Annotated in this window: 17 protein-coding genes; 7 read left to right on the top strand and 10 right to left on the bottom strand. The window is 57.1% G+C overall.

Annotation, left to right across the window (positions count from 1 at the left end; translation table 11 throughout):
* The first annotated feature begins 52 nt into the window (after positions 1-52).
* From EV681_RS04500 to EV681_RS04515, 4 genes are read left to right on the top strand one after another with little or no spacing between them, the layout of a single operon-like run.
* Entirely contained in the window at positions 53-769 is a 717-nt protein-coding gene (locus EV681_RS04500; RefSeq protein WP_128396121.1) for a response regulator, read from the top strand.
* A complete protein-coding gene (gene trkA / locus EV681_RS04505) occupies positions 766-2,142 on the top strand; it encodes a Trk system potassium transporter TrkA (RefSeq protein ID WP_128396122.1) in 1,377 nt (458 codons plus the stop codon). Before EV681_RS04500 ends, trkA begins: the two co-directional genes overlap by 4 nt.
* Positions 2,143-2,151: 9 nt before the next feature.
* On the top strand, positions 2,152-3,621 hold the full coding sequence (locus tag EV681_RS04510) for a TrkH family potassium uptake protein (RefSeq protein WP_130303381.1): 1,470 nt from the start codon (positions 2,152-2,154) through the stop codon (positions 3,619-3,621).
* 45 nt (positions 3,622-3,666) lie between these two features.
* Positions 3,667-4,131, top strand: coding sequence for a tRNA (cytidine(34)-2'-O)-methyltransferase (locus EV681_RS04515; protein WP_128395580.1), 465 nt, complete (start codon positions 3,667-3,669; stop codon positions 4,129-4,131).
* A gap of 111 nt (positions 4,132-4,242) precedes the next feature.
* On the opposite strand, the gene hutG is transcribed toward EV681_RS04515, so the two are convergent.
* The 6 genes from hutG to EV681_RS04545 all read right to left on the bottom strand — a co-directional run bounded on the left by hutG (position 4,243) and on the right by EV681_RS04545 (position 9,230).
* On the bottom strand, positions 4,243-5,193 hold the full coding sequence (gene hutG / locus EV681_RS04520; protein ID WP_130303382.1) for a formimidoylglutamase: 951 nt from the start codon (positions 5,191-5,193) through the stop codon (positions 4,243-4,245).
* 15 nt (positions 5,194-5,208) lie between these two features.
* Positions 5,209-5,952, bottom strand: coding sequence for an amino acid ABC transporter ATP-binding protein (locus EV681_RS04525; RefSeq protein ID WP_128395892.1), 744 nt, complete (start codon positions 5,950-5,952; stop codon positions 5,209-5,211).
* A gap of 8 nt (positions 5,953-5,960) precedes the next feature.
* On the bottom strand, positions 5,961-6,629 hold the full coding sequence (locus EV681_RS04530; protein ID WP_128395582.1) for an amino acid ABC transporter permease: 669 nt from the start codon (positions 6,627-6,629) through the stop codon (positions 5,961-5,963).
* The gene (locus tag EV681_RS04535; protein WP_130303383.1) at positions 6,626-7,360 is read right to left on the bottom strand and encodes a transporter substrate-binding domain-containing protein; all 735 of its coding nucleotides are present in this window, start codon (positions 7,358-7,360) and stop codon (positions 6,626-6,628) included. Before EV681_RS04535 ends, EV681_RS04530 begins: the two co-directional genes overlap by 4 nt.
* A 19-nt stretch (positions 7,361-7,379) precedes the next feature.
* Positions 7,380-8,135 (bottom strand): IclR family transcriptional regulator, encoded by a 756-nt coding sequence (locus EV681_RS04540; protein WP_130303384.1) that lies wholly within the window; start codon positions 8,133-8,135, stop codon positions 7,380-7,382.
* Positions 8,136-8,420: 285 nt separating this feature from the next.
* Positions 8,421-9,230, bottom strand: a complete 810-nt coding sequence (locus tag EV681_RS04545; RefSeq protein ID WP_128395585.1) for a ComF family protein — start codon at positions 9,228-9,230, stop codon at positions 8,421-8,423.
* A gap of 80 nt (positions 9,231-9,310) precedes the next feature.
* Here EV681_RS04545 and EV681_RS04550 point away from each other — a divergent pair, with 80 nt between their 5' ends.
* Entirely contained in the window at positions 9,311-10,228 is a 918-nt protein-coding gene (locus tag EV681_RS04550; RefSeq protein ID WP_130303385.1) for a methyltransferase domain-containing protein, read from the top strand.
* A 75-nt stretch (positions 10,229-10,303) separates the two neighbouring features.
* Here the strand turns inward: EV681_RS04550 and EV681_RS04555 are convergent, their stop codons facing one another.
* The 4 genes from EV681_RS04555 to EV681_RS04570 all read right to left on the bottom strand — a co-directional run bounded on the left by EV681_RS04555 (position 10,304) and on the right by EV681_RS04570 (position 12,676).
* A complete protein-coding gene (locus tag EV681_RS04555; protein ID WP_128395587.1) occupies positions 10,304-11,344 on the bottom strand; it encodes an NAD(P)H-dependent glycerol-3-phosphate dehydrogenase in 1,041 nt (346 codons plus the stop codon).
* Between the two features lie 6 nt (positions 11,345-11,350).
* Positions 11,351-11,887, bottom strand: a complete 537-nt coding sequence (gene secB / locus EV681_RS04560) for a protein-export chaperone SecB (RefSeq protein WP_128395588.1) — start codon at positions 11,885-11,887, stop codon at positions 11,351-11,353.
* Positions 11,888-11,926: 39 nt separating this feature from the next.
* A complete protein-coding gene (gene grxC, locus EV681_RS04565; RefSeq protein ID WP_128395893.1) occupies positions 11,927-12,187 on the bottom strand; it encodes a glutaredoxin 3 in 261 nt (86 codons plus the stop codon).
* Positions 12,188-12,259: 72 nt separating this feature from the next.
* Entirely contained in the window at positions 12,260-12,676 is a 417-nt protein-coding gene (locus EV681_RS04570; RefSeq protein ID WP_242612136.1) for a rhodanese-like domain-containing protein, read from the bottom strand.
* A 180-nt stretch (positions 12,677-12,856) separates the two neighbouring features.
* Here EV681_RS04570 and gpmA point away from each other — a divergent pair, with 180 nt between their 5' ends.
* Both gpmA and EV681_RS04580 read left to right on the top strand, forming a co-directional pair.
* Positions 12,857-13,609 carry a 2,3-diphosphoglycerate-dependent phosphoglycerate mutase gene (gene gpmA / locus EV681_RS04575; protein ID WP_128395590.1) on the top strand — a complete coding sequence of 251 codons (753 nt, stop codon included), beginning with the start codon at positions 12,857-12,859 and terminating at the stop codon, positions 13,607-13,609.
* Positions 13,610-13,671: 62 nt separating this feature from the next.
* Positions 13,672-15,297, top strand: a complete 1,626-nt coding sequence (locus EV681_RS04580; RefSeq protein WP_130303386.1) for a murein hydrolase activator EnvC family protein — start codon at positions 13,672-13,674, stop codon at positions 15,295-15,297.
* Positions 15,298-15,299: the final 2 nt, after the last annotated feature.

The following is a 15,299-nucleotide window of genomic DNA, read 5'->3' on the forward strand; positions in this document are numbered from 1 at the left end:
CGGAACTTTGATCAGTACCAAAATGCAGTCAGAAAGTAATAGGTGACAAGATATGGCCAGAATTCTGGTGGTTGACGATGAAATTGGTATACGCGAACTTCTGTCGGAAATTTTATACGACGAAGGTCACACCGTAGAGCTTGCAGAGAACGCTTCGCAGGCACGTGCCGCTCGCCTGCGCTACCGGCCCGATCTGGTGCTTCTTGATATCTGGATGCCCGATACCGATGGTGTCAGCCTGCTCAAGGAATGGGGCTCCCAGGGTTTGCTGGATATGCCAGTCATCATGATGAGCGGGCATGCGACGGTAGACACTGCGGTTGAAGCTACGCGCATTGGCGCCATGGATTTTCTTGAAAAACCCATCACGCTGCAAAAGCTGCTCAAAACCGTGCAGGCCGGCCTGATGCGGCCGCACGCCAAACAGGTCCTGGCATCTGCAACCAACGGCACCAATCGCGCGCCGGCTGCTGCACCTGCTGCCAGACCTGGTACGGTGGCGGCGCCTGCCAATGCGACAGTCCAGGGTACGGCGGTTGCGGCTGAGCCGGAAGCGCCGGTGCAAGGGTCGCAATTGGGCAGCATTTCGCTTGACCAGCCACTGCGCGACGCCCGGGACGAATTCGAGCGCGTCTATTTTGAATATCACCTGGGCCGCGAAAATCACAGCATGACCCGGGTCTCGGAAAAAACCGGCCTGGAACGCACGCACCTGTATCGCAAGCTGCGCCAACTGGGTATTGATTCCTCACGCAAACGCAATTCATGAAGATCCTGATCCTTGGCGCGGGACGTGTGGGTGCGAGCGTCGCCGAGAATCTTGTCTCTGAAAAAAACGATATTACGATTGTCGATACCGATGGCGAGCGCCTGCGCTACCTGCAGGATCGCATTGACCTTCGTGGCGTGCAGGGCGATGCGTCCATGCCCGAAGTGCTGCGTGCGGCAGGAGCCGACGATACCGATCTGCTGGTCGCCTGTGCGGCTACCGATCCGGTCAATCTGGTTGCCTGTCGGATAGCCAAAGACGTCTTCAATATTCCGCGCCGTATTTCCCGAGTCCGCAGTTACGAATTTTCCAGCAATCCGGAGCTGATCAAGGAGAGCTTCGGCGTTGACTCCGTGATCAGTCCCGAAAACAGTGTCACGACCTATCTGCACAGCCTGATCGAATTTCCCGAAGCCCTGCAGGTGGTGGAGTTCGGCGGTGGCCGCTTAAGCCTGCTGATCATCCGCATCGGCCGGGTTAGTCCGCTGATCAATGTGCGCGTCAATCAGACCGGTCACAATTTACCGAACCTCAATGCCCGTGTGCTGGAAATCTTCCGCAATGGCGCCTCGGTGGCGCTGGACCATCAGTCTGCCATTGAACAAGGAGACGAGTTGGTGGTCGCTGTTGATACCCAGGAAGGCAAGGAGGCGGTAGCCAAGTTGCAGTACGCGTCGCGCAAGGTGCGTACGGTCATGATTGCCGGCGGTGGCAATATCGGCTTCCGGCTTGCTCGCAAGCTGTCCGAGGGTAGCTATAACGTGCGTATCCTGGAAAGCAATCGGGAGCGTTGTGAAACCCTGGCAACCCTGCTGCCCAGCAAAGTGCTGGTCCTGCATGGCGATGCGACCGATGAGGCCCTGCTCGATAACGAAAATATCGAAGAGATGGACACGTTTCTGGCCGTCACCAATGATGATGAAGACAATATCATGTCGTCCCTGCTGGCTAAGCGGCTGGGTGCACGCAAGGTTGTTGCGCTGATCAATCGCAAGGCCTATGGCGAATTGATGGAAGGCAGCCTGATCGATATTGCTGTCTCGCCTTCCCAGGCGACCATTGGCGCCTTGCTGCGCGATGTGCGCCAGGGCGCTGTGGTTACCGGACACCGGCTGCGCTGGGGCAATGCCGAAGCCATTGAGTTTGAAGTCAATGGCGACAATAAGAGTTCCCAGGTCGTGGGCAAGTCCATTGCCGAATTGAAACTGCCAAGAACCGCCATCGTGGCGGCTATTTTGCGTGAAGACGAAGTCATTCTGCCCGAACCGGCAACCATTATCCAGCCGGGCGATCATGTGGTGGTTTTTGCCGGTAATCGGCACGATATGCGGCGGGTCGAAAAACTCTTCCAGGTTTCCGTGTTTTTCTTCTAGGCAGCCTACATGCGCAATATTCTGAATGTCCTGCATGCGCTCAGCCTCACAATGCTTGGCTTTTCCACCATCCTGCTGTTTCCGCTGGCTGTCTCGCTTTATTTTGAAGACGGCGCACACAATGCCTTTCTGATCAGCCTGGGTATTTCCCTGGGGATCTCGGCCGTGCTGTGGAAGCTCACCAGCAGCTCCAAGGACGAAATTAACGCACGCAACGGGCTGCTGCTGGTGTCGCTGGTCTGGCTGGTATTCCCGCTGATCGCCTCGCTGCCATTTGTGATTGACGCCAGCATAGAAGGGTATTCTCTGACCTTTACCCATGCGTATTACGAAGCGATGTCGGGAATTACGACTACCGGTTCGTCGGTGTTGAACAATATCTCAGCGCTACCGCCTTCGGTCAATATCTGGCGTGTCACCCTCATTTGGGTGGGCGGGATGGGTATTCTGGTCATGGCCGTTGCGATCATGCCGCTGTTGGGCGTGGGCGGTTACCAGATCATGCGTGGTGAAATTCCCGGCCCCATGAAAGAAGAAAAGCTGACGCCTCGCATTGCCGGGACGGCCAAGGCGCTGTATGCCATTTATATTTCGGTATCGACACTGTGCGTCATCAGCTATCGGCTGGCCGGCTTGTCGTGGTTTGACGCGTGGTGTCATGCAGCATCCACCATGGCATTGGGCGGTTTCTCGATTTACGATGAAGGTTTCCTGCATTATGACTCGCCCATGGTCGATGCGGTAGCCTGTGTATTCATGGTTCTGGCCGGTATCAGTTTTGCCACACATTACAACGTGTTGAGACACCGCAATTTGCGCTATTACGTTACCTGCCCGCAAACAAAAGTATTCGTCGGTATTATGGTGCTTGGCGGGCTGGGCGTCAGTGCCTGGCTGTACTTTGATGGCATCTATCCAAGCATGCTCCAAGCGCTGCGTTTCGGCATGTTCAACACTATCTCGCTGGCCACGACCACCGGTTTTGCCAATACCGACTATCTGCACTGGCCGGTATTGCTGCCTGTTCTGATGCTGATGTTGGGCAGTTTTTCTTCGTCCGCCGGCTCCACCGGCGGTGGGATCAAGCTGATTCGGGTCATTGTGATTCTCAAGCAAATTGGTGCTGAACTGCGCAAGGTGTTGCATCCGCATGCCGTTTGTCCCGTCAAGTTGCACCGGCGGATCGTGCCGCCGGCCATTATTTCATCCATCATGGCGTTCGTGCTGGTGTTTGTTATCATGAACCTGGTGCTCACCGGCGTGATGGTGATGTCCGGCCTGGATTTCACCACTGCATCATCGGCGGTCTTTTCCAGCCTGTCTAATATCGGCCCGGGCCTGGGCACCGTCGGGCCCATGAGCAATTACTCCGGCCTGAGCGATTTTCAGATCTGGGTGTGCACCTTTGCCATGTTGATCGGCCGGCTGGAGTTCTTTACCGTTCTGGTGCTTTTTACCCCGGGATTCTGGAAAAAATAGGGCGCCTGTTTGGCCCGCATACTTATTCCTTAGCTGACGTCGCCCATGCTTCATATCGCCCTGTTCGAACCTAAAATTGCACCCAATACCGGTAATATTATCCGGCTTATCGCCAACAATGGTTGCTGGCTGCATTTGATTGAGCCCATGGGATTTCGTATTGATGACGCAAAAATGCGCCGCGCCGGGCTGGATTATCACGATCTGGCCAAGGTGACGATTCACCCGGACTACGCCGCGTTTGCGGCTAGCGTGCGTGGCCAGCGGATTTTTGCCATCACCACAAAAGGCACGCGCGCTTATGCCGATGTGGCGTTTCAGGATGGCGATGTGCTGCTTTTTGGCGCCGAAACCACCGGGCTGGCGCCCGAAGTCATGGCCACCTTTGCCGACAGCGAACGCCTGAGAATCCCGATGTTGCCCAATAACCGGAGCCTGAATCTGTCCAACGCCGTGGCCATTGTCAGTTACGAAGCATGGCGACAATTGGGGTTTGCATCGGGCAGCTAACGCTGATGCGGCCTGAATACCGGCCACAAAAAGCAAGAGACCGCCGTCGTTGAACCTGGTGCTACTGGCACTGCCAGCCCGTTGCGGCCTGCAGCGCCTTGATATTTTGCATCATGCCGGTTGCAGATACCGCCAGATCAGCCTTGCAGCGGTTTTTGCCGTCAGCCCGTCATGGTCATACTCAGGGTTGACCTCCGCGATATCCAGTAGTCGCAGCTTGCCCGACTCCTTGACCATACCCAGGATGGCTTCGATGACCGTCAGGCTGACGCCGTAAGCGGCTGGCGCCGATACACCGGGCGCCTGCCAGGCCGGCAGCACGTCCATATCAATGGTCAGATAAAGATGAGATACCTCTTGCAATTGCGCAGCCACAAATTGCCGGATCTGCGGCAACTGGCTTTCCTGCATCTGCGTGTCTTCCAGATAGGCAACGTCCAGTTCCCGTGCACGCTCGAACAGGGCAGGCGTGTTGGACAGGAGCGAGACGCCCAAGCAGCAATAACGAACAGACCGGCCGTGTTGTGTTGCATGTTCCAATACCTGATCGAACGGGGTGCCCGAACTGCCGGGCCGACTGGTGCGTAAATCAAAATGCGCATCCAGATTCAGCACCAGCACGGTCCCCGGCTGCGCCGTTGCCTGCAAATGCTGATCCAGTCCCAGGTAACTGCCGTAGGCAATTTCATGGCCGCCGCCGATGACGGCCAGGCGTGCGGATGTGTTCAATAGCGTGCCGATCCTGTTTGCCAGCCGGCTTTGTGCCAGTTCCAGATTATTATCGTCGCAGCCAATATCGCCTGCATCGTAAAGACGTTGCAGTTTATGGGCTGGTAGGCCCGCAAGCGCCCGACGCACATGATCTGGCGCCTGGCGTGCGCCCATGCGGCCATGGTTGCGATTGACGCCTTCGTCGCAGCAAAACCCCAGAACAACGGCTTGCCCGTTCAGGGAGTCAGGAAGGGTATCGCCCAGTGGCTGGGCAATCTGGTGAAGCCGGCAGGTATCGCCACGTTCGGCAGCATCTACTCTGCCGTGCCAGGAAAATATTGCTTTTGTCATTATGATAAGTGAAATTCAAGCGTTCAGCACTGCCTGCAAAAATGAACGGGTACGTTCATGCGCCGGCTGTGTAAAGATGACAGAGGGGATATCTTCTTCAAGGATCACGCCGTGATCCATGACCACCACCTTGTCGGCTACATCGCGGGCAAAGCCCATCTCGTGGGTAACGACCAGCATGGTCATGCCCTCGCTGGCCAGCATTTTCATGACCTGCAGTACCTCCCCTACCAGTTCGGGATCCAGCGCCGAGGTGGGTTCGTCAAACAGCATGACCTCCGGCTCCATGGCCAGCGCCCGCGCGATGGCCACGCGTTGCTTCTGGCCGCCGGACAGGCTGGCCGGCATCGCCTGGGCTTTTTCCTTTAAGCCGACTTTTTCCAGCAATGACAATGCGAGTTTTCGCGCATCGGCATCGGTGGTTTTTTTCAACGTCCTGGGCGCAATCGTGACATTGTCCAGTACCGACAGATGGGGAAACAGATTGAACGACTGGAACACCATGCCAACGTTCATGCGCAATGCATTCAGGTCTTTTTCGGCAATCAGTTTGCCGTCCTTGAGCAGCGCTTGTCCGTTGATCGTGATATTGCCTTTTTGCGCGGTTTCCAGGCCATTGCAGCAGCGCAACAGGGTGCTTTTGCCCGAGCCACTGGGCCCGATCAGGACCACGACAGAGGACCGAGCAATATCCAGGCTGACGCCCTTGAGCACTTGATGATCGCCGTAGAATTTTTCAACGCGATCAAGATGAATCATGGATGGCGTCATTGAACCATTCCTCCGGCTTTGAGTGAGTTTTCTACTTTGCGCAATATGAACATTGCGGTGGCGGTCAGCACCAGATAAATGAGGGCAATGACCAGATACGTTTCAAGCGAACGATATGACACGCTGATAATTTTCTGGCCTTCATGCATCACATCGTGAATCGTCAGCAAAGACACCAGGGCTGAGTTTTTAATAAGCGCGATAAACTCGTTGCCCAATGGCGGGATCATGCGGACCAGCGCCTGCGGCAGAATGATTTTGCGCATGGCCTGGCGCGCGGACATGCCCAGTGATCTGGCCGCTTCGCCCTGGCCCTTGTCCACCGATTGAATGGAACCGCGCACCACTTCGGAGACATACGAGGCCGAATACATGCCCAGTCCCAGTACGCCGCACAGGTAGGCCGGCAAAAGAATGCCAAATTGCGGCAGGCCGAAGAACCAGATAAATAGCTGCACCAGCAGGGGCGTGCCGCGGAAAATCGTCAGATAAGTACTGCACAGCATATAGATAAATTTGCGCTCGGGATTCAGGCGCCCGATACCGATGAGCAGACCGACGATGCACGAGAGCAGCAATGCACCGGCAGTGACCTCAATGGTCACCAGGGTTCCGCGCAACAACGGTTCCCAGCCGGAGAGGACAGGAGAGAAATCCAGATTCATGATTTGGCCTCAAACCATTTGTCCACGATCTTCTGGTAGGTACCGTTGTCACGGATATTCTTTAACGCTGCGTTCAGCGCATCACGCACTTGCGATTGTGATTTGCTGACGGCAACGCCGTATTCTTCAGTGGTGATTTGCTCGTCCAGAACGACGAAGTCCGGATTGTGCTGGGCGTAGAGTTTGGCGGCCGGCCTGCCGGTCACTGCCGCATCGGCGCGACCGATCTTGACCAGGTTGAACATTTCCTCATTCTTTTCCACTTCGACGCGCTTGATTTCGGGGAAGTGCTCGGTCAGATAGTTGACCGATTTTGTCCCTACCTGGACCGAGACTTTCTTGCCATCCAGGTCCTTGATGTTTTTGATATTGTTGTCTTTCTTGGTCAGTACGACCAGGCCGCCCGCGTAGTACGAATCGGTGAAGTCCACCACATTTTTACGCTCGGGCGTAATGTAGATGCCTGAGATGGCTGCATCTGCGCGACCGGACACAATAGCAGGAATCAGGCCCTTGAAGTCAATGTTGGTCAATTCTATCGGGCGGTTCATTTCCTTGCCCAGCGCATGAATCAGCTCGATATCAAAACCGGTAGGTTTGCCGTCCTGGAAAAATTCCATGGGTGGAAAGGTGGCGTCGGTGACCACGCGCAATGGCGCATCGGCAGCGACAGAAAGGGTGGGTGCTGCCAGGCCAAGAGCCAGCAGACCGCTAAGAAAAAATGTCTTCATGGAAGTTCCTTCACGTGAGTTAAACCAGGAGCGCTTTAAGCGTGGTTGAAATATTGGCTGCAGCCTTCACGGTTGCATCAATCAGTTGCTGACTTCGTGGCAGGGCCCGGGCAGTGGGCGCCATCAGCGTAATGGATCCAAGCGCGATCCGTTTGTGCTGAAAGAGCGGGGCGCTGACGCCCCAGACCCCGTCATCGACTTCACCTTCGGATACCGCAAAACCTTGCAGCTGAATCTGGCGCAAATCTGTCGCCAATTGCTCAGCCTGCGTGCCGGTCAGCAAATTCTGCTGTACGGCTTCCTGCACAATCACCTGCTGTTTGGCTGCGGGCAGAAAGGCCAGCAGGGATTTGGCTGATGCTCCGCGGACCAATGGCAGCGAGCGCCCCTTGACGAACGAACAGCGCAGGGAATTTGTGCTTTCGACCATATCCAGGCAGACCGCCATTGCATCCAGCGCAACCAGTATGCCGACCGATTCACCGGTCTGGGTGGACAGGGTCAGCATATCTCTGCGTGCATGTTGCAAAAGAAAAGACGACTGACTGAATCCCCACGCCAACGGCAGACATGCGGGGCCGGGCATGTATTGGCCCTGTGACTCGAAAACAAACCCCCACTTTTTCAGTAGCGTCAGTTGCCGGTAAAGCGTGCTCTGTGGCAAGCCAGTAAGCGTGATCAACTCGGCCACGGTAACTGGCCGTTCGATTTTGGCGAAAACCGACAGAATGTAAAGCGCGCGATCGGCGCCGCCTTTGTCTGATTGAGAAAGCATGTGCCTGCTGGAAAAGAAGAAGAGAAACGCAGAATAACGTCAATTTCTCAATAGTTAAATAACGTATTCCTGACTATTGAGAAAATAATGGAAAACCCCAATTCAAAAGACACGGTAGCGGCACCGCTCTAGCTGCGGTATACGGAGGGCATCCGATAGAAGCCAGCGGCGTTGGCAGACCTTGTCGGGGTATCGGCTGGCTTTTCGGCAACTGACCAGGCTCCACCAGGAGTGCGACGGATGCGTGCGCCGTGCCGCTTCGCTGCGCCGTCAGTCGTGCGCTGATCAGTCCGGGCTCGAAAGGGTATCCGGCAAACCGCTACCTTCGGGCTCGTCGCGGGCGACGTAGGGTGTTCTGGCGATGACCACGGCAAATACCCGCTGTGCGCCAGCTGCGATGAGCGCCCTGGCGGCGGTATTGAGTGTGCTGCCCGTGGTCAGCACGTCGTCCACCAGAACCGCATACGGCATACGGATATTTCGAGCGCAATAATACAGATGCGCGGTATTGGCGCGTCGCTGCCGGCGGTTCAGCGTACTTTGCTTCAGGTGGTCGGGTTCCCGGTATAGCAGTGAGTGCAGCACGGGCATGTTTAACAACCGGCCCAGTCTGCTAGCGAACTCGCCGGCCGGATTAAAGCCACGCCTTCGCAGCGAGCGGTGGCTGCCGGGGATCGGGATCAGCGGGGTCAGGGCAGGCCATGGTGGGCAGTCGCCCCCCGGGCTTGCCAGTTGTATGGCATCAACAGCCAGCGCCGCGAAAGCGGCGGCCAGCTGAAACTGACGGGCGTTTTTATAGCGCAGAATCAGGCTGTCTGCCGGGTAAATATAGTCAAAGGCGGCAATGACTTTTTCCAGCGATGGCCTTTGGTCGGCGCAGTCCGGGCATGGGCCCGGCGCCGGCAATGCCAAAGCGCAGCGGGCACAGCGCCACGGGTGATGACGCATGGAATGCCGCAGGTCGCGCGTACACCCCGAGCAGAGTTGCCCGATTGGCGCCGGGCCATTGCACAGTGCACACGCGGCCCCGATGGCAGCGGGCAGGCGCGCGCGCAAATGGGAAAATCGTGGGGAAAACGGCCTGGCGGCAGTCATGACTGGTCACCTTCATTACAATGGCAGATTGCATAATCTGCCAGATTGCAGTTCTGGCATCAATCGGGTTTGTGATACCAATGTCCCAGCTAATTCATTCGGCTTCCCGGCTGCCCATCAACATGACGCATGTTCGTCAGCAGTTTGCCCGTCGTGGCACGCTGGAAGACGCGCGCTTTTTCTATGATGAAATCGCCACGCGCATGATCGACCGCCTGGGCTATATCAAAGTGGCGCCCGAGCGGATCGTCGATGCCGGTTGCGGCCCCGGCAATGCGCTTTATCTGCTGGCGGCGCGCTACCCGCAGGCATCAATCATCGGCGTGGATCATTGTGCGCCCTTTATTGAACATTGTCAGAGCCATTATGTACCCAAAGGGCTCAAGTCTATCGTACAAAAAATCAAGGGCCGGCAAGGTTTTTCCTTCGCGCTGGCCGATATGGCAGCCATGCCCATGGCTGCTGAGTCGGTTGATATGGTGTGGTCCAATCTGGCGCTGCATTGGCATCAGCAACCGCATGATGTCATCCGTGAATGGCGTCGGGTCCTGAGCAATAGCGGTCTGGCCATGTTTTCCTGTCTTGGTCCTAGCACTTTTCGCGAAGTGCGCAGCGCCGTAGCGGCAGCGGGTATCCAGACCCAGACCATGCAATTTGTCGATATGCATGATTTCGGCGATATTCTGCTGGAAAATGGGTTTATGGATCCGGTCATGGATCAGGAAGTGATTACGCTGACCTATCGCACTGTAGATGCGCTGCTCAAGGATGTGCGCGGGCTGGGTGGGAATCCCAGCGAAGCGCGTGGCGACGGACTTAAGGGGCGGGCGTGGTACCGGCGTTTGCGCGAGGCCCTTGAGGCCGGGCGCGCAGAAGATGGATTATTACGCTTGTCATTAGAGGTGGCGTATGGACACGCCTGGTGCAAGCCGGTAAGACAAAATGCGGCGGGCGAGACCCTGGTGCCGGTCAGCGCCATCCGGCGGGCGGTACGTTAAGCATGCGCGCTGCGATGCAGCCCGATGGCAAATGTGATCATAACGTTGCCAGCCGACGGCGCTGGAGCTACTGCGCTATTCGCTGCGCGATTCGCGCGATAACAGCCGGGATACGGCCTGTAGCGGGGATACTTTGTCGAACAGCACAGCGCAGACGGCTTCGGTGATAGGCATATCAATATTCAGCCCGCGTGCGCGGGTCAGGGCGGCCCGGGCGCAGCGAACGCCTTCGGCGGTCATGCCTGATGACAGGATCGCCTCCAGGTCCTGACCTTGGCCCAGCGCGACGCCCACCTGGCGGTTACGCGACAGGTCTCCGGTTGCCGTCAGGACAAGATCGCCCAGCCCGGTCAGCCCGCTGAAGGTGGCGGCCTCGCCGCCCAGCGCCAGACCCAGGCGGCTCATTTCAGCCAGTCCACGGGTAATGAGCGCCGCGCGCGCATTCATGCCCAATGCCAGGCCATCGGCAATGCCACACGCAATCGCAATAACGTTTTTCATGGCGCCGCCCACTTCAACGCCAACCACGTCCTGGCTTCGGTAAATGCGGGTATTGCCCGCATGCAGGGCTTCGGTGGCGCGTGCCCTCACGCACTCATGGCGGCTGGCCACAGTGAGTGCAACCGGCAGACCCTGCGCCACTTCACGCGCAAACGAGGGGCCGGACAGCACGCCGGTATAAGGGACGATATCATCAAGAATGGCCTGCACCACTTCGTGAGGCAGCCGCGCAGTTTGTTGTTCGAATCCCTTGCAGGTCCACAGCACAGGCGTTGTGTGCAGGCCGGCAGCAGGCAGGCGCTCGCGCAAAATAGTACAGGTGTGGGCGATGGCGGCCACAGGGGTGCCCAGGATAATCAGGGAGGTTGACGCCTCTTGCAGAAACGCAAACGCCTGGTCCAGATTGTCGCTGGCAAGCAGGCCGGGCGGTAGGGGAATATCCTGCAGATATCGCGGATTGCGATGCTGCTGGTTAATGTGTCGTGCCGTTTCCGGGTCACGCGCCCAGACCATGGTCTGGGCATTATTGCAGGCGGTATGCGCCAGCGCTGTGCCCCAACTGCCTGCTCCAAGAACGAGCACGCGCAATGACAACGGCGAGGGCGCAGGCGTCATGAGCGTTTATTGACGTGTTGTACCGGGAGGCACATAGATGCCTGAACCACTGTCTGGCGCGCCATTGCCGCCAGCCTGGCTTTGTGCTTCCTGAGCGCGTTGCTCATACAATGCCTGGAAGTTCACTTCGGCCAGATGCAGCGGGGGCAGTGAGGTGCGGTTGATGGCATCGGCTACGTTGGCGCGCAGGTAAGGAAACAGCATGGTCGGGCAGACAATGCCGATGAGCGGCTCGAACTGTTCTTCAGGTACATTGGCAATTTCAAAAATACCTGCTTGCGTGCCTTCGACCAGATACAGTGTCTTGTCGCCAATCTTGGTTGTGATTGTCACGGTTACTGTCGCTTCGAAAACGGTATCGGCCAGGCGCTCGCCGCCGACGTTCAGAGACACTTCAACGTTCGGTGTTTCCTGTTCCAGGAAGATTTGCGGTGCGTTGGGCATTTCCAGCGAAAGGTCTTTGAGATAGACGCGTTGCATCGCGAATACCGGATCTGTTCCTGTCGCGTCGTTGTTCGATGCAGCGTTGTTTTCGTCAGCCATATAACTTCCTAAATGATGTAAATTTCAAAAATAAGCGGGTCATGCACCCAGCATGGTAACCAGTTTTCCGTCGCGGTCAAGGGCCATCAGATCGTCACAGCCGCCGATATGCGCCTGATCGATGAAGATTTGCGGCACGGTTGTGCGCCCGCCGGATCGTTCAATCATAGCAGCCCGCTGCTCCCGGTTTGTGTCAATGCTGATTTTCTCCAGATCGTTCACGCCGCGTTCACGCAATAATTTTTCTGCGCGCACGCAGTAGGGGCAGGTCTGCTTGTAATACATGGTCACTTTTTTCATCATGAGCCTTATCTGTTCTTTGTGTAGCAATGGATACGGTGCGCCGTCGCCTTGGCGACCGCGGCAATGACATCAGCTGTGTTGCTTGACGGGCATGCCGTCGGCCTTCCAGGCGCCCATGCCGCCGGCCAGCGAGTACACGTTTTCGGTGTTCTTGCTGCGCAGCACATCTGCCATTTTGGCCGATTCACGCCCATTGTCACATACCAGGATCAGTGGTTTATTGCGCGGCAGGGTGCCGGCTTTCTGATCAAAGTCGGCTGCAGGCAGATTGCGCGCAGAAGGAATAGAGCCGCTGCGATAGCTATCGGCGGGACGAAGGTCGACAAACACCGCATTTTCACGGTTGACCAGGTTGACCGCGTCTTTAACGCTCAGCCCGGTATTGCCCTTGCCCTGTTTGCGCAGCAGGGGGAAAGCCAGCAGTGCGCCAGAGACCAGCAGAAAAATGAGAAAGTAAATCGAGTTCTGATAAAAAAGAAAATCCACAATGAATCCTGAAAATGCGTTTTTCAAACGCTGAATTTACTGATTATAAAATAGCTCGCCTATTCGCGATAAGACTTCTGTAAAATAGAGGAAAATTAATGGTTGACCCGGGCCGCAGGCACGCGGCGGGCCGATTTTCAACCCGGTACAGTTTTTCAGTTTGTCTTGCGGGAATCAATAATGTATAAGCTAGTGTTAATGCGCCATGGCGAAAGCCAGTGGAATCTTGAAAACCGGTTTACCGGCTGGAAAGACGTCGATCTGACTGAAACCGGCCGCCAGCAAGCCTGGGAAGCCGGTCAGTTGCTCAAAAAAGAAGGCTACACCTTCGATCTGGCATTCACATCTGTGTTAAAACGCGCGATCCGCACCCTCTGGATTGCTCTGGATGCCATGGATGCCATGTATACGCCTGTGCATCCCAGCTGGCGCCTGAATGAACGGCACTATGGTGCGTTGCAGGGCTTGAACAAGGCGGAAACAGCACAAAAATATGGTGATGAGCAGGTGCTCGTATGGCGCCGGGCCTATGCCATTGCGCCAGAACCGCTGGACGGCGATGACGAACGTCATCCGCGCTTTGATGCACGCTATGGTCGCATTGCCCCTGCCGATCTGCCGGCAACCGAATGCCTGAAAGATACCGTGGAGCGGGTCTTGCCTTTATGGAACGACTCCATAGCGCCGGCGATCAAGGCCGGCCGCAATGTGCTTATTTCGGCTCACGGCAATAGTCTGCGGGCGTTGATCAAGCACCTGGATCAGGTCTCTGAAGACGATATCGTCAATCTGAATATCCCTACCGGCCAGCCGCTGGTCTATGAGCTCGATGAGAACCTCAAGCCCATTAAACACTACTATCTGGGCGATCAGGAAGCCATCGCTGCGGCCATGGCAGCTGTTGCGGCCCAGGGAAAGGCCAAAAAGGACTGACGTGATCCGGGTCTTACGCAAGTTGCGTCTTCTGTCTGCATGCCGGTCATAGGGAAGGCATCATGAGTGGACCCGGCCCCTTGCCGTCATTGCGTTTGCTCGGCAGTGCAACGCTTGCCTGCCTGGCGCTGCTTGCCGGCGAGCCGGCGGGGGCGCAGTCCATTTCTTCGCTGACCAAACAGCAGCAGAATGCCGAACAATTGCGTCGCGACCTTCAGGAAAAAATCGCGCAAGTGCAAAAGCGGATCGATGAATCTGAAAGCGATCGCAAGGATGTCACCGAATCGCTGCGTCAGTCCGAGACCGAAATTTCCCGGCTCAATGCCAGGCTTGATGATCTGGACAGCCAGCGAGACAAGACCGAGAGGGAATTGGACGAGCTGCGCCAGGAGCAGGCTGGACAGCAGGCGCTCATGGAGCAACGCCGCCAGGAACTGGCAGAGCAGCTCAAGTCCCAGTACACCCACGGCGTTTCGCCATGGGCTGCGCTGCTCTCCGGCGATGATGCGCAGAAAATCGGCCGTGATCTGACCTACCTCAGTTATGTGGCCAAGGCCAGAACTCAGGCTGTTGAAGCGCTCAACACTGAAATCGCCCGTCTTGATGCGGTCAAAAAGAAGGTGGCGGATCACCAGAAAACGTTGCAGAAATTGGCTGATGATGCAGAAAAAAGCAAGGCTGATCTGGAGCAGGAAAAACAAAAGCACGCGGCGGTCCTGGCCAGAGTTGAAGAAGATCTGAAAGCGCGGCGGTCCCAGGCTGGCAAGCTGGCGCGGGACGACAAGCGCCTGAACGCGCTTATTGATGATATTCAGGGCAGCATTGTCAAACAGCGCGAGGCCATTCGTCGTGCCGCGATCGAGCGCGAGGCCCGTGAGGCCGCGCGACGCAAGGCGCTGCAACAGGCCCGTGAGCAGGCCGCGCGTGAAGCCGCGCGGCAGGCGACGCTTGCGGCAAGGCGCGCCGAACAGGCGGCGCGTCAGGCTCAGGCGGCCCGGGAAGCAGAGCAACGCGCCTATATGACGGCCGAAGAGCAGTCCGAGGCACTGCGGCGCGCCCGCGAAAACGCACCCTCAGCCGGCGCTGGCGTACCGCCTTCGCCCGACCTGAACACCGCCAGCCGTTCTGCGGCAGCGGCGCAGGAGCAGTTGGCGCTGGCGCGGATACAGCGGGAAAATCTGGAAATCGATCGCGAGAAGGCCCGTCTGGCGCGCCTGAAGGCTGAAGAGCAAGTGCGGCTGGCCCAGAAAGCGCGCGAAGATGAGCGCAAGGCCGCTGCAGAAGCCTCGTCTGGCAATGCCGGTCTGCAGCGTGGTGCGCCCTGGCCCGTACGTGGCAGTGTGCAGGGTCGCTTCGGCACGCCGCGTCCAGATACGGGCGATGTCTGGCGCGGTATTCTGATTCGGGCGGGCAACGGCGTGCCGGTCAAGGCGGTTGGCAGCGGCAGCGTCGTTTATGCGTCATGGATTCAGGGGTTTGGTAATCTCATTATTGTGGATCACCAGAATGGGTATCTGAGTGTGTATGGTTACAATCAGAGCCTGAGCAAAAGGGTGGGCGACCGTGTACGCATTGGCGAGACCATTGCCCGTGTCGGCGCTACGGGGGGGCAGGTTGACCCTGGCCTCTATTTTGAAATCAGACAAGGGTCTACTCCGGTAGATCCCATGAGCTGGCTGGCCCGGTAACG

This window comes from Advenella incenata, from assembly GCF_004217095.1.
GTDB lineage: Bacteria > Pseudomonadota > Gammaproteobacteria > Burkholderiales > Burkholderiaceae_B > Advenella > Advenella incenata.

Bases quoted from the DNA above. Each gene is read 5' to 3' on its own strand.
- EV681_RS04500 (WP_128396121.1), top strand. From the start codon at position 53: ATGGCCAGAATTCTGGTGGTTGACGATGAAATTGGTATACGCGAACTT.
- trkA (WP_128396122.1), top strand. From the start codon at position 766: ATGAAGATCCTGATCCTTGGCGCGGGACGTGTGGGTGCGAGCGTCGCC.
- EV681_RS04510 (WP_130303381.1), top strand. From the start codon at position 2,152: ATGCGCAATATTCTGAATGTCCTGCATGCGCTCAGCCTCACAATGCTT.
- EV681_RS04515 (WP_128395580.1), top strand. From the start codon at position 3,667: ATGCTTCATATCGCCCTGTTCGAACCTAAAATTGCACCCAATACCGGT.
- hutG (WP_130303382.1), bottom strand. From the start codon at position 5,193: ATGACAAAAGCAATATTTTCCTGGCACGGCAGAGTAGATGCTGCCGAA.
- EV681_RS04525 (WP_128395892.1), bottom strand. From the start codon at position 5,952: ATGATTCATCTTGATCGCGTTGAAAAATTCTACGGCGATCATCAAGTG.
- EV681_RS04530 (WP_128395582.1), bottom strand. From the start codon at position 6,629: ATGAATCTGGATTTCTCTCCTGTCCTCTCCGGCTGGGAACCGTTGTTG.
- EV681_RS04535 (WP_130303383.1), bottom strand. From the start codon at position 7,360: ATGAAGACATTTTTTCTTAGCGGTCTGCTGGCTCTTGGCCTGGCAGCA.
- EV681_RS04540 (WP_130303384.1), bottom strand. From the start codon at position 8,135: ATGCTTTCTCAATCAGACAAAGGCGGCGCCGATCGCGCGCTTTACATT.
- EV681_RS04545 (WP_128395585.1), bottom strand. From the start codon at position 9,230: ATGACTGCCGCCAGGCCGTTTTCCCCACGATTTTCCCATTTGCGCGCG.
- EV681_RS04550 (WP_130303385.1), top strand. From the start codon at position 9,311: ATGTCCCAGCTAATTCATTCGGCTTCCCGGCTGCCCATCAACATGACG.
- EV681_RS04555 (WP_128395587.1), bottom strand. From the start codon at position 11,344: ATGACGCCTGCGCCCTCGCCGTTGTCATTGCGCGTGCTCGTTCTTGGA.
- secB (WP_128395588.1), bottom strand. From the start codon at position 11,887: ATGGCTGACGAAAACAACGCTGCATCGAACAACGACGCGACAGGAACA.
- grxC (WP_128395893.1), bottom strand. From the start codon at position 12,187: ATGAAAAAAGTGACCATGTATTACAAGCAGACCTGCCCCTACTGCGTG.
- gpmA (WP_128395590.1), top strand. From the start codon at position 12,857: ATGTATAAGCTAGTGTTAATGCGCCATGGCGAAAGCCAGTGGAATCTT.
- EV681_RS04580 (WP_130303386.1), top strand. From the start codon at position 13,672: ATGAGTGGACCCGGCCCCTTGCCGTCATTGCGTTTGCTCGGCAGTGCA.